The sequence below is a fragment of the Pseudoalteromonas sp. S1650 genome, assembly GCF_005887195.1.
Taxonomy (GTDB): Bacteria; Pseudomonadota; Gammaproteobacteria; order Enterobacterales; family Alteromonadaceae; genus Pseudoalteromonas; species Pseudoalteromonas simplex.
Genome location: NZ_PNDF01000034.1, coordinates 1 through 14,241, shown reverse-complemented (window position 1 = coordinate 14,241; position 14,241 = coordinate 1). Strand labels below are relative to the sequence as shown.

Sequence of the window (14,241 nt, the reverse complement as noted above, 5' to 3'; positions counted from 1 at the left end):
GAAATTATGTCTAAAATCACCGTTTCAACCTTGAATAAAATGAAACAAGAACAACAAAAAATCACCGCATTAACAGCTTACGATGCCAGTTTTGCTAAAGTGTTTCATGATAATGGCGTCGAGGTGATTTTAGTTGGTGACTCTTTAGGTATGGTATTGCAAGGTGCTGATGACACATTAGCAGTAACCAACACAGAGATTGCTTATCATACACGCTGCGTACGAGCAGGTAGCCGTGAATTATTTGTAATTGCTGACTTACCCTTTATGACCTATGCCAACCCAACTGATGCCTGTAAAAATGCTGCAGAGCTGATGCGTGCTGGGGCAAACATGATCAAGCTTGAAGGTGGCGAATGGCTGCACGACAGCATTCGTGCGATGACCCAACAAGGTATTCCAGTATGTGGCCACCTAGGCTTAACACCTCAGTCAGTGCATGTATTTGGTGGCTTTAAAATTCAAGGTCGTGAGCAATCTCAAGCCGATAAAATGGTTAGCGATGCGAAAGCACTTGAGGCGGCAGGTGCACAGTTACTTGTTTTAGAATGTATTCCAAGTGAGCTTGCTAAACGTATTACTGATGAGCTGAACATTCCTACCATTGGTATTGGTGCAGGTAATCAAACTGATGGGCAAATCTTAGTTATGCACGACTTAGTTGGTATTTCAGCAGGCTATATTCCTAAGTTTTCAAAGAATTTTTTATTAGAAACCGGCAATATGCCAGCAGCAGTGCAAAAGTATTGTGAAGATGTAAAAAGTGGTGCTTTCCCAAGTACCGAACACGAGTTTAAATAAATGCAATCAATCACTGAAATCAAATCGTTACGCAGCCAAATCAAAGCTTGGCGTCAAGCAGGCCTGAGCATTGCACTAGTGCCTACTATGGGCAATTTACACCAAGGTCACTTTTCACTGGTTGAAAAAGCCAAAACCTTAGCTGATAAAGTGGTTGTGAGTATCTTTGTGAACCCAATGCAGTTTGGGGCTAACGAAGATCTTGATAGCTACCCACGTACACTTAACGAAGATAAACAAGGTTTAGCTGAACTCGGTACTGATATCGTGTTTACACCATCCGTTGAAACGATTTACCCAAATGGTTTAGGCGAGCAAAGCTTTGTCGATGTGCCGGGTGTTTCTATGGGTTATTGTGGCGGCTCGCGCCCTGGTCACTTCAAAGGCGTCGCAACCGTTGTTACTAAGTTATTTAATTTAGTACAGCCTGACTTTGCTTGTTTTGGTGAGAAAGACTTTCAGCAGCTGCAAGTGATTAAAACCATGACACGTGATTTATCTATCCCTGTAGAGATAATTGGCGTACCTACTTGCCGTGAAATCTCTGGGTTAGCTATGAGCTCTCGTAATGGCTATTTATCTGATGAGCAAAAAGACACTGCAAAAGTACTGTTTGCCACGTTAAATAATACAGCAACAGCACTGAAGCAAGGCAATGCAGACATTGCTACACTTGAGGCTGATGCAAAAGCACAGCTTGAAAGTGCAGGCCTTAAACCTGACTATTATGCGGTAGCAGAGCGCTCAACATTAAAGCCTGCAACAACGGCTGATAAACAACTTGTTATTTTAGCTGCTGCTTATTTGGGCTCAGTACGTTTAATTGACAATTTACAAGTTGAGCTGGATTAAATAGCAATAATCTGGGTAAGATGGATTGCAAAGAAAAGACATAAACTAGGGATAAGCATGAAAAAACTACCTGCAATTGCAGCAACATTATTTGCTATGACATTACTGTCTGCTTGCTCAAATAAAATTGAAAACCCAGAAATGCAACAATGCGCTCAACAAAACTACCAATGCGAGGCAAGCTGTGAACAACAAAGCACTGCTGATGGCTTAGTTCATAAGGTGTGTAGTAACAAGTGCATTGAAGCTTATAATCAATGTAAAGCTAATGCCGAAAAATTAGGTGAAGTTAAATAATACTTACTTTTAGCTCGCTTATTAGGGCACTGAAACCTGTTCGGTGCCTGCACTTCTCTTCTCGATTACAATTTCATTTCCATAATTAAGCCTCTGGTAATTTTGTTCATATTTTTGTTTACCCTTTAATCTATTCATATTAGGGCAAGCTTTCGTTCATTAAACTTATCTATATTGGTGACGAATAAACAACTGCAACCATGTAATTGTTTCTCACTAATTTCAAAATTTTACTCTTCGCATTTAACTGCACCAACTCAAAGTCATTGAGATTATTAGTTTTTATTTTGGGTTCAGTAATTGCTAAGGGATATGAATGAATTAACGTGATTTACGGCTAAAGGAAAATTGAATGAGACCAGAAACTCGAACCAAGCTCTTCAGTGCTGCTAAAAAGAAGACCTTATTGGGCGTATTATTAGCCATGAGCGCAGGTCATACATACGCAATTGAAGAACAAGATCAATCAAACGTAACTAAAACAGAACAAACAGCCGTTAAAGTTCAAGCAGCCGAAAATGAAAAACTGGCCTCAAAGGAAAAGGCTGCTGTTGAGCTTAAGCCTGAGATGATCACTATTCCCCAAGAAAAGCTATTTGATGTTATCACTGCGCGTGCTAAAAAACTCGCTTCAGAGCCTTATGTAGCCCCGAAAGATCTTGAACTTGAGGCGCTCACAAGCATCAATTACCAAGACTACCGTGCAATCCGTTTTCGTACTGAGCAAGCAATTTGGAAAGATCAAAGCCTTTATGAAGTGCAGTTGTTCCACCCAGGCTTTTTATATCGTTCACCGGTTGCAATTAATACTCTTGAACAAAACGCTGAAGTAAAAAGTTTACCTTTTAAAACAGATTACTATCGTTATGATGCAACTGCTGCCCCGTTAGAGCAAGAGATCAGTACCGCGATTGCCAATACCCAACTTGGCCATGCAGGTTTTCGTTTGCATTTTCCACTGAACAACAACCAGTACAAAGATGAAGTGGCTGTGTTCCAAGGTGCTTCATATTTTCGTTTAGTTGGTCCGCACCAAGTATATGGTCTGTCAGCTCGAGGGCTTGCGGTGGATACTGCTCTTAGTTCAGGTGAAGAATTCCCTGTATTCAAAGAGTTCTGGTTAGTAAAACCAGCACCCGAAGATACCACTATCGTGCTCTACGCATTATTAGATAGCCCATCTGTGTCGGGCGCCTATCGTTTTGAATTAACACCTTCGACCAACACTGAAGTGAAAACTCAAATGCAAATTTTCGCCCGCAAAGACATCAAAAAGCTTGGTATTGCCCCGCTAACAAGTATGTTCTACCACGGTGAAAACAGTACAAAGTTCTTCGACGACTACCGCCCTGAAGTACATGACTCTGACGGCCTTCTAATGCAATCAGAACAAGGTCAATGGGTTTGGCGCGCACTGAATAACCCGAAGAAGCTAAGTGTCACTTCGTTTAGCTACGAGAACCCGAAAGGCTTTGGTCTTGCACAGCGAGACCGTGACTTTAATAACTACCTTGATACCGAAGCACATTATCACAACCGTCCGAGTATGTGGATTGAGCCAGAAGGTAATTGGGGTAAAGGGCGCGTTGAGTTAGTAGAGATCCCAACAGATACAGAAACCAACGACAATATTGTTAGCTACTGGGTGCCAGAGCAGCCAATGAAAGCCGGTGACAGCTTAAGCTTTAGTTACAAGCTTTCGACTTTCAATGCCACGCTTGCAACTCAAGATAAAGCGAGTGTGTTAAGAACTCGAATTGGTAGTGCAGCATTACCTGGTGAAGACAATCCACCACCAAAAAGCCACCGCCAATTTACCGTTGATTTTAGTGGCGAAACCATTAATCAACTATCTGCTAATTTTGCCATGCAAGCGGATCTTACACTCTCTGCTGGGCAAATAAGCGATAAAACGGTACAGCTGTTACCAAACAATCAAGGATGGCGCGTAGCCTTTAAAGTGGCGCCAGAGGGAGATAAGCCAGTTGATATGCGCTTATCGTTAAAACTACGTGATAAAGAAATCAGCGAGGTATGGAGCTATGTCTGGTATCCAAACGACGTCCAATAGTAAAGCGTTAGAAGCAACAGCAATGCCATTTAAGAAAACCCGCGCTTGGCTTTTTTCGAGCCTAGCGCTCAGCATTACCGCCTATGGCGTGTGGATCATGTTCGATATTTTAAATTCTAACGGCATGACACCGCTTGAGTACGCTTTACTGGCATTATTTACAGTCACCTTCGCGTGGATTGTTACAGCCTTTTGTAGTGGCTGTATGGGCTTTATCTTGCAATTATTTCGTATTGACCCGTTGACCTTAAAACGTCAAAAGCCAATCGAGATTAATCAGCATGCCTTGAGCCAAACGAAAACAGCCATTGTTATGCCTATCTACAACGAAGATACAGAGCGTGTAATTGCCGGTTTTGAGGTTAGCCTTCGCTCGCTGGCCAAAACAGGACAAATGCCACATTACGATTTTTACTTACTTAGTGATACGCAAGACCCTGAAATCGCACGTAATGAACTAAAAGCATGGAATGCTCTCACTAAGCGTTTAGGTGATTTAGCTGCGCATACTTTTTATCGTCGCCGTGAAGACAACAAACACCGTAAAGTAGGTAACTTAACTGACTTTTGTGAACGTTGGGGCAGCCAATACGATCATATGATTGTGCTTGATGCCGATAGCATTATGACGGGTCAATGTATGCTTGAACTGACTTCTAGCATGATCAGCAATCCAAAATCAGGTTTGATCCAGACGATCCCTATTCCGGTTCGCCAAGACACGTTTTTTGGTCGCTTTTTACAGTTTGCATCGATTTTATATAGCCCAATGTTGGCAACTGGTTCTGCTTTTTGGCAAACAAACCAAGCAAACTACTGGGGTCACAATGCAATTATTCGCGTTGAAGCATTTACAAAATGCTGCGGCCTGCCAGTTTTAAAAGGCAATGCCCCATTTGGCGGTGAAATCTTAAGTCATGACTTTGTTGAAGCCTCACTGCTACACCGTAGTGGCTGGGATGTGTTACTGCTGAGTGATGTTGAAGGTAGCTACGAAGAAGTGCCAAGTAACATTCTCGATTACGCAATTCGAGATAGACGATGGGTGCAAGGAAATATCCAGCATTTAGGTTTATTGCCTAAATCTGGCCTTAAGCTAATGAGTAAAATGCACTTTTTATTTGGTGCCACAGCGTATATTTCATCGTTAATCTGGTTATCAATGCTGGCATTAAGTACCTTAGATGCAGTGACTCGTGCTCTTAATAGCGACGTATACTTTAACCATGCTTATCAGCTTTTCCCAACCTGGCAAATTGCCAAAACGGATCTAATTGATTCGTTGTTATTCATTACTGCCGTATTACTGTTACTACCTAAATTAATGGGTATTATTGTGACTTTAGTACACCGTAATAAAGCCTTTGGTGGCACGATGAAGCTAATTGCAGGTTCACTCATCGAAACGGTTTTTGCTATTGTGATTGCGCCGCTAATGATGGTATTTCATAGCTATTTTGTCGTGTGCGTATTTTTAGGTAAAAAAGTGAGCTGGGATGCACAGCCTCGTGAAGGTAGAATGGTACCGTGGAAGGAAGCGATTGGTTATACGTTATTTTCGACTATTACCGCGATTATTTGGGGCTCGGTTGCTTACTATTACACACCGACCTTCTTTTGGTGGTTATCACCTATTTTAGTGGGCCTTATTTTAGCAGCGCCAATTGTACGTTACTCAAGCAGCATCGGCTTAGGTGTGAAAATGCGTAAAATGGGCTTATTCTTATGTCCAAGTGAAGTTGAAAACGATGATACCTTAGCGGCACTTCGTGTACATCAACAAGAAATTGGTTTACCTAAGGATGAGCACGCTGACTTTAGTGTACCTGCACTACCTAATGAATACCCAACGGTAATGCCAATTCAAAGCTTTAAGGCTCCCTCGGGTAAAAAGCGTAAGCAAGTACGTCTTGCTCAGCAACGCATTAAGGCAAAATTATTTGCTAAAAGCTAAACGAAAAAAACCGCTCACTGAGCGGTTTTTTCGTCTATGTCTGTATGGTTGTTACAGAAGGCCTAGCTTTTTAAGTTCAGCCATTGCCATTTTACCTGAAAGTGGCACATAACCATCTTTCTCAACAATTTTTTGACCGTCTACAGAAAGAACCATTTTTAAGAACTCTGCATCGATTGGTGAAAGCGGCTTGTTAGGGTGCTTGTTCACGTAAACGTATAAGAAACGAGATAGTGGGTATTTACCTGTTGCTACGTTTTCTAATGTTGCATCAACAAAGTTGTCGCCTTTCTTAGAAAGTGGAACCGTACGTACACCTGATGTTTTATAACCGATACCTGAGTAACCAATCGCATTCACTGAAGAAGAGATTGACTGTACTACAGATGCAGAACCAGGTTGTTCGTTTACGTTGTTACGGAAGTCACCTTTACAAAGTGCTTTCTTCTTGAAGTAACCGTAAGTACCCGATACTGAGTTACGACCGTAAAGCTGAATATCTTTTGCTGCCCAATCGCCCTCAAGACCTACTTCGCTCCAACGATTAACCTGTGCATCAGCACCACATTTACGTGTTGAAGAGAAAATCGCATCAACTTGGTCAATACGTAAACCTTTGATTGGGTTATCTTTGTGTACGAATACAGCAAGAGCATCGATTGCAACGCGTACTTCAGTTGGCTTGTAGCCGTAACGCTTTTCGAATGCTTCAATTTCTTTTGACTTCATACGACGGCTCATTGGGCCGAAGTTTGCTGTCCCTTCAGTTAATGCTGGAGGAGCAGTTGAAGAACCCGCTGCTTGGATTTGAATGTTTACGTTTGGATAGAAGCGCTTGTACTCTTCTGCCCAGAACGTCATCATGTTTGCAAGCGTGTCAGAACCTACAGATGAGAAGTTACCAGAGATACCACTTACTTTAGTGTACTCAGGCATATCTTTATCAACTGCAGCTGCTTGTGCTGATACAAATGTTGTTACAGCCACACCCATTGCGGCAACGAGATTTTTGAATTTCATAGGGGTTACTCCGATTTGTTCGTCCCATTTCCTAACTGCGGTCTACTCTAATGACACTAGATGACAGTTAGATTACCCTTAAATGACATTTTTATGACTTTGCAGTTTTTTTAATATTATCTGTTAAACGCACGACTTTTTCGCTACCAAATGCAAACGCAAAGGTCGAGCCTTGGCCTAATTTACTGCTGATATCTAAACGACTGTCATGCCTTGTAAGTACATGTTTTGTAATCGCTAAACCTAATCCTGACCCACCTGTAGTGCGGCTACGCGCTTTATCAACACGATAAAAACGTTCCGTTAAACGGTTAATATGTTCAGCAGCAATACCATCACCATTATCGGTCACACTAAACGCGGCTTGGTTATTTTTAAGCTGCCAATCAACCACAATCTTGCCACCGGGCTTGGTGTAATGAATGGCGTTAAACACAAGGTTAGAAAAGGCACTTCGTAATTCATCTTCGGCCCCTTTAATGTCTAAGCTCGCATCAACATTAAAGATAAGCTCATGGCCTTTGTCTTGGTTTAATGACTGTGCTTCGGTTTGAATATAGGTAAGTAACTGCGGCACATTAACCGGCTTATCGTTATCTTGACGACGTGCCCCTTCAATACGCGACAACGACAATAATTGATTAACCAGACTGTCCATGCGCTTACATTGTTCAAGCATGGTAGTTTGCGCTTTTTGCCACATTGCAGGAGGTGGTAAGCTATCTGAATCAAGCATTTCTAAATAACCGGTTACCACTGTAAGTGGTGTTCTCAGCTCATGAGAAACATTGGCCACAAAATCTTTACGCATCTGCTCAAGTTGCTTTAAGCGAGTAACATCACGCACCACCATCATCAACTGTGAACTTGCATAGGGCATAACACGAAACTCTAAGGTTTGATCGTAGCTGTGGCCACCATCAAGCTCGAGCGGTTCATCGAAACAGGCTTTATTCATGTACTTTGCAAACTTAGGATCGCGAATAAGATTATCTAAGCGTTGCCCATGATCGGTAGGCCACTGTAACCCTAAAACCTTTAAAGCCAATTGGTTACACCAAATGATGCTGAGATCTTTTTGTAAAACCACTACCGCATCAGGCACAGCCTCGGCGCCATCACGAAAGCGGCGTATTAAGTCTGCCAGTTCATTACGTTTTTTACGGTTTCGATGTTGTAAGTGATAGATCCCTTCAAAGACTTGCTCCCACGCTCCCTCCCCTTCGGGTGGGTTGAAACTACGTTGATTAAGAAGCCAATCGCTGAGGCGATATAATTGATGATAATGCCAAATTAGCAGTGCAAAAGAGCCTAAAAATAAAAGCAAAAAAGGCGCACCTACAAGTACGCCAACTAATAACAAAGGTAAGAAATACATAAACAGGCGTTTTGCTAACGCCTGTTTATTCACTACTCGATACATACACTCACTTTACCTTAAGTATGTAAATTAGCTTGTTAAGGTCATTGCTATGACACTTATAATTTACTTGAAAAACGATAGCCTGCACCACGAACGGTTTGTACTAAACGGTCATGCCCTAATGGTGCAATCGCTTTACGTAGACGACGAATATGTACATCAACTGTACGGTCTTCTACATATACATTTGTTCCCCATACATGATCAAGTAATTGTTCACGGCTGTAAACACGTTCTGGATGCGTCATGAAGAAATGGAGTAATCTAAATTCAGTTGGACCCATATCTAATTCACTCCCTTCTGATGTTACACGGTGTGAGATTGGATCAAGGCGTAAACCATGAACTTCAATGGCTTCTTCTAATGAGGTTGGTGAAACACGGCGAATAACCGCTTTAATGCGCGCCATTAATTCTTTAGGAGAAAATGGTTTTGTTACGTAATCATCAGCACCTACTTCAAGACCGCGTACTTTGTCTTCTTCTTCACCGCGAGCTGTTAGCATGATGATAGGAATTTGACGAGTGTATTCGTTTTGCTTAAATTTTTTCGCAATTTGAATACCGCTACCACCTGGTAACATCCAATCTAATAAAACCATATCTGGGTATGGTTCTACCATAGCTTCAATTGCAGAGTCATAATCTTCTGCTTCAATTGCTTGAAAACCATTTTGCTCTAGAACAAAAACCAGCATCTCTCTGATAGGCGCTTCGTCATCGACGACTAGTACTTTACGTGACATTCCAATTTATCTCTTTCGTTAGCGAACTGGTTTCATTATTATGACTAAGTATGACATTTTTATGAAAGTCTAACGAGTAATTCAAAAAGCGCAAAAAAATCAATGCAAAAATAGCCATTTTTTACGCTTTAATAGTAAATTTCGGATTAAAAGTCATACCTTAAAGTGACTGCCAAGTGATCTTCATCAGCATTATTATCTAGTGAAAACCGCGTATACCACATGTACATACGTGCTTGTTTTGACAGGCTTCGTTCAACGCCAACAGAGGTACCACTCCCCGAATCTTTTAACTTACCGAAGTTACCATCAGTATCTTGGTATTGCGCCAATAACTTATATTTATCTATTTTGTAGGATGCACTTACCAAAAAGCCATCTTCTTTATCAGAACCAGCTACTTTTTCGCTTTGTTGATACATACCACCTAAGGTTAAATCGCCTAATTTACCTTGCGCCGTAAACCGTGTTGTATCATAACCGGCTACTTTACTGTCGTGGGCAACACTGACAAAGTAAGGCGCTTTTTTAAATTTACTATCACCATACATAAAGGCCGCAGAGATACCGGTTTCTTCGTCTTGTTTAGAATTATCTTCAGCAATATAGGTGACCACAAATTGCATATTGCCGACAATTGGCGAGCTATAATGAACCACATCGCCAAGGCGATTTTCGCCATTAAATAAGGCTTTAACATCACCATTAAAGTCGTTCATTAAATCAATTTTACCCTGCGATACTTTTAACGCTGTATCATGTCGACCAAGCACTACCTGCCCATAACTGCCTTGAAGACCAACATATTGGTTGCGAGCGGTAATATTCTCTTCTGTTTTACCATCGCTATCTTGATCAGCCGCATTTACTGCAAATTCAAACTTATATACAGCTTTTAATCCATCACTTATTTCACCACTGCCTTTGATACCCATACGTGAACTGTAGCTCTCAATAGACGTTTCGCTGCCATCGCCAGTGTCGCTATTAGCAACCCCTAAATGGGCCCGACCATACACATCTACAGCTTCGGCAACACTATGAAAAGAAATAAAGCACATTGCAAAGCTCGACAACATCATGGCAGGTTTGTTCATGGTAGCGATCCTTAATTTAAGCAGTAACTTAAAAATCGAACATAAAGGGCTTTTGGTCAAGGCAAGGTGGCTATATTTCACACAAAAATCACGGATCACTGATCTACTAACCCTATCAGATCAAGATCAGGTTTTTACCAAGTTGATCACCCACAGATCAGTTTTTTACTTAGATAGTAAGATAACTTGTTGATTTAATGTTAAGACACTCAGCATTTCGTTTAAAAGCTGAGCAAAGAAAAGCATATGATCAGTATACAACTAGTAAAATAATGATCCGTGGAAGCGAAGGTTAGTAAAACAGTGATCCTGAAAAGCACGAGTAAGTAAATCGCTGATCCGTCTTGATCAAGGCAATAAAAAACCGGCATGCAAGCCGGCTTTTTCAACTTATTATCAATTACTTGATTTGTGGATCAAGTTCACCTGATAAGTATTTAAGGTGCATATCATCTAAAGAGATAGGCTTGATCTTACCAGCTTGACCTGCCGTACCAAAGGCTTCGTAGCGAGCAACACAGATCTCAGTCATTGCTTTCGTTGCTTCAGCTAAGTATTTACGTGGATCGAAGTTAGCTGGGTTTAAAGCTAAGTGGCGACGAATTGCACCTGTAGATGCTAAACGAAGATCGGTATCGATATTTACTTTACGAACACCGTATTTAATACCTTCGATGATTTGCTCTACTGGCACACCATAGGTTTCAGGGATTTCACCACCGTATTGGTTGATCACTTCTAACCACTCTTGTGGCACTGAAGACGAACCATGCATCACCAAGTGCGTGTTAGGAATACGCGCGTGGATCTCTTTGATGCGATCAATCGCTAAGATATCGTCTGTTGGTGGACGCGTGAATTTGTACGCACCATGTGATGTACCACAAGCAATAGCAAGTGCATCAACTTGAGTTTTACGAACGAAATCAGCGGCTTCTTCAGGATCTGTTAGCATTTGATCAGTAGATAATTTACCTTCTGCACCCACGCCGTCCTCTTCACCTGCTTCACCTGTTTCAAGTGAACCTAAAACACCTAACTCGCCTTCTACAGACACACCACAAGCATGTGCCATTTCAACGGTTTGACGAGTAACATCAACATTGTATTCATAACTTGAAGGAGTTTTACCATCAGACATTAATGAGCCATCCATCATAACTGATGAAAAGCCTAACTGGATTGAACGCTGACATACACCTGGTGAAGTACCGTGATCTTGGTGCATTACGACTGGAATATGTGGCCATTCTTCAACGGCAGCTAAAATCATATGACGAATAAAAGGGGCACCAGCATAGGCACGTGCGCCTGCTGAACCTTGTACAATTACCGGGCTGTTTGTTTTGTCAGCCGCTTCCATAATTGCGCGCATTTGCTCTTGGTTATTAACGTTAAAAGCAGGTACGCCGTAACCATTTTCAGCTGCATGATCAAGAAGTTGTCGCATACTGATTAAAGCCATTTGGTATTCTCCAAATTGTATCGACAGTAGTTTCCTACTATCTAGTTTGAACGGATAAGTTATTTTTTGATGCATCACTGCATCACGAAAAGCTCGCGCCTACCGTAACAGCTGTAAATAAAACGAGGGTGAGAGGTATTTTATTAACAGCTAAACCAGCGTAATTACCTAATAACTACGCTGGCATACGCACTAATTACTTAGCACGTTCTTCAAGCATAGCAACTGCTGGTAATTTTTTCCCTTCTAAAAATTCAAGGAAAGCACCACCACCGGTTGAAATGTAAGAAACTTTATCGGCAATGCCGTATTTATCAATCGCTGCAAGCGTATCACCGCCACCAGCAATCGAGAATGCACTTGAGTTAGCAATCGCATCAGCAATAGCACGTGTGCCGTTGCCAAATTGGTCAAATTCAAATACACCTACTGGACCATTCCATACAACGGTGCCTGCATTAGCAATGATTTTTGCTAATTGGTTTGCTGTATCAGGACCAATATCGAAGATCATGTCTTCGTCTGTTACTTCATTCACATCTTTTAGTGTTGCCACTGCAGATTCTGAGAACTCATTACCTACAACAACATCAGTTGGTACCGGGATTTCACCGTTATTAGCTTTTGCTGCCGCACTTAATTTATTTGCTTCATCAATTAAATCAGCTTCAAATAAAGACTTACCTACTGAGTGACCTGCTGCTGCGATGAAGGTATTAGCGATACCACCACCTGTTACAAGTTGGTCAACCACTTTAGAAAGTGAATCAAGTACAGTTAACTTAGTCGATACTTTAGAGCCACCAACGATAGCAACTAAAGGACGAGCTGGGTTATCAAGCGCTTTACCTAGTGCGTCTAACTCTGCCGCAAGTAGTGGACCTGCACATGCAACATCAGCAAATAAACCCACACCGTGAGTCGATGCTTGTGCACGGTGAGCCGTACCAAATGCGTCCATTACGTAAACATCACATAATGCAGCTAGTTTTTTAGACAATGCTTCGTCGTTTTTCTTTTCGCCAGCGTTAAAACGCACGTTTTCGAAAACAACCACTTCGTTATCAGCAACGTCTACGCCTTCTAGGTAGTCTTTTTCTAGACGAACTGTTTGCTCAAGGGCATCATTTAAATAATTAACCACAGGGGCAAGTGAAAACGCTTCATCATATTCCCCTTCCGTAGGGCGGCCAAGGTGTGACATCACCATTACTTTAGCGCCTTTTTCTAACGCTAATTTGATAGTTGGTAATGCTGCACGAATACGCGCATCAGAGGTCACTTTACCTTCTTTTACAGGCACATTTAAATCTTCACGAATTAACACGCGTTTGCCGTTTAAATCTAAATCTGCCATTTTAATGACCGACATGGACTTCTCCTTAGTTAACGATACTAATATTATATTTATAAATTATTGGCTTACAGCCATCATCGCACGCGCAGTGTCGAGCATACGATTCGCAAAGCCCCACTCATTATCGCACCACACTAACAACTTTATCAGTCGTTTATGACTAACACGTGTCTGAGTGCCATCTATGATACAAGAATGTGGGTCATGATTAAAATCTACCGATACCAATGGCTCTTCAGTGTAACTTAAAATACCGTCAAGGCGGTCTTTTGCAGCTAACTTAAGTGCTTGATTAACAGTCGCTAAATTCACATCGGTATTCACTGTTACACTTAAATCCATCGCCGTCACGTTGATAGTGGGTACCCTAACAGCAATGGCTTCAAAGCGACTATGAAACTTAGGCAAAATACGCTCAATACCACGAGCAAGCTTTGTATCTACCGGAATAATAGATTGGCTTGCAGCACGAGTGCGGCGTAAATCATGATGATACGCATCAATCACTTGCTGATCATGCATCGAGGCATGAATCGTTGTAATAGCCCCAGATTCAATCGAAAATGCGTCATCCAGCACTTTAATCACTGGCACAATACAGTTTGTGGTACATGAACCGTTTGAAACAATCGTATGTTCAGCTTTTAGCTCATCATCGTTAATACCATACACAATTGTGGCATCGACATCAGCATCTGCAGGCTGCGAAAACAATACTTTTTTTGCACCAGCAGCTAAGTGTAGTTCTGCATGTTCACGAGAGTGATACACCCCAGTACATTCAAGAACCACATCAACATCAAGCGTTTGCCATAGCAGTTCTGCAGGGTTTTCTTCTGCAAATAAGGCTATAGAGTCGTTAGCAACCGTTAAAGTATCTTCGCCAAGATTAACTGGAAATGAAAAGCGGCCATGAGATGTATCGTATTTAAGGAGATGGGCAATGCCCTTAGGGTCGGCTAATTCGTTAATAGCGACAATTTTGATTTGATCTTCAAGCCCAGACTCATACAGAGCACGGACGATGTTGCGCCCGATTCGACCAAAACCATTAATTGCAAGTTTGATTGCCATGAAGAAGAAAATCCACTCTATTTGCTTGCAGATAAAGGCAGCTGCCTTTTAGATGGCGGTATTGTAATCGACCTTTGAAGTTTT

12 protein-coding genes are annotated in these 14,241 nt (G+C 41.6%); 5 read left to right on the top strand and 7 right to left on the bottom strand.

What is annotated here, in order from left to right; genetic code table 11:
- Positions 1-6: 6 nt before the first annotated feature.
- The 5 genes from panB (at position 7) to mdoH (ending at position 5,975) form a co-directional block, all read left to right on the top strand.
- Positions 7-801: a 3-methyl-2-oxobutanoate hydroxymethyltransferase gene (gene panB, locus CWB80_RS11775; RefSeq protein WP_138599595.1), complete on the top strand. Its 795-nt coding sequence runs from the start codon at positions 7-9 to the stop codon at positions 799-801.
- Positions 802-1,653 carry a pantoate--beta-alanine ligase gene (gene panC / locus CWB80_RS11770; protein ID WP_054551175.1) on the top strand — a complete coding sequence of 284 codons (852 nt, stop codon included), beginning with the start codon at positions 802-804 and terminating at the stop codon, positions 1,651-1,653.
- Between the two features lie 96 nt (positions 1,654-1,749).
- Positions 1,750-1,950 carry a hypothetical protein gene (locus tag CWB80_RS11765; RefSeq protein ID WP_370625252.1) on the top strand — a complete coding sequence of 67 codons (201 nt, stop codon included), beginning with the start codon at positions 1,750-1,752 and terminating at the stop codon, positions 1,948-1,950.
- A gap of 352 nt (positions 1,951-2,302) precedes the next feature.
- Entirely contained in the window at positions 2,303-4,021 is a 1,719-nt protein-coding gene (locus CWB80_RS11760) for an OpgD/OpgG family glucan biosynthesis protein (protein ID WP_138599594.1), read from the top strand.
- Positions 3,993-5,975, top strand: coding sequence for a glucans biosynthesis glucosyltransferase MdoH (gene mdoH / locus CWB80_RS11755; RefSeq protein ID WP_138599593.1), 1,983 nt, complete (start codon positions 3,993-3,995; stop codon positions 5,973-5,975). The genes CWB80_RS11760 and mdoH overlap by 29 nt, the downstream gene beginning before the upstream one ends.
- A 51-nt stretch (positions 5,976-6,026) precedes the next feature.
- On the opposite strand, the gene CWB80_RS11750 is transcribed toward mdoH, so the two are convergent.
- From CWB80_RS11750 to epd, 7 genes are all read right to left on the bottom strand, one after another.
- A complete protein-coding gene (locus CWB80_RS11750) occupies positions 6,027-6,995 on the bottom strand; it encodes a PstS family phosphate ABC transporter substrate-binding protein (RefSeq protein ID WP_054551171.1) in 969 nt (322 codons plus the stop codon).
- A 91-nt stretch (positions 6,996-7,086) separates the two neighbouring features.
- Positions 7,087-8,418, bottom strand: coding sequence for a phosphate regulon sensor histidine kinase PhoR (gene phoR / locus CWB80_RS11745; RefSeq protein ID WP_054551170.1), 1,332 nt, complete (start codon positions 8,416-8,418; stop codon positions 7,087-7,089).
- A 56-nt stretch (positions 8,419-8,474) separates the two neighbouring features.
- Entirely contained in the window at positions 8,475-9,164 is a 690-nt protein-coding gene (gene phoB / locus CWB80_RS11740; RefSeq protein WP_054551169.1) for a phosphate regulon transcriptional regulator PhoB, read from the bottom strand.
- Positions 9,165-9,310: 146 nt separating this feature from the next.
- A complete protein-coding gene (locus tag CWB80_RS11735) occupies positions 9,311-10,261 on the bottom strand; it encodes a porin (protein WP_138599592.1) in 951 nt (316 codons plus the stop codon).
- Between the two features lie 400 nt (positions 10,262-10,661).
- Positions 10,662-11,726 (bottom strand): class II fructose-bisphosphate aldolase, encoded by a 1,065-nt coding sequence (fba, locus tag CWB80_RS11730; protein ID WP_054551166.1) that lies wholly within the window; start codon positions 11,724-11,726, stop codon positions 10,662-10,664.
- A gap of 196 nt (positions 11,727-11,922) precedes the next feature.
- Complete coding sequence (locus tag CWB80_RS11725) at positions 11,923-13,098, bottom strand: phosphoglycerate kinase (RefSeq protein ID WP_138599591.1); 1,176 nt, start codon at positions 13,096-13,098, stop codon at positions 11,923-11,925.
- Positions 13,099-13,140: 42 nt separating this feature from the next.
- Positions 13,141-14,157 carry an erythrose-4-phosphate dehydrogenase gene (gene epd, locus CWB80_RS11720; protein ID WP_138599590.1) on the bottom strand — a complete coding sequence of 339 codons (1,017 nt, stop codon included), beginning with the start codon at positions 14,155-14,157 and terminating at the stop codon, positions 13,141-13,143.
- Positions 14,158-14,241 lie beyond the last annotated feature (84 nt).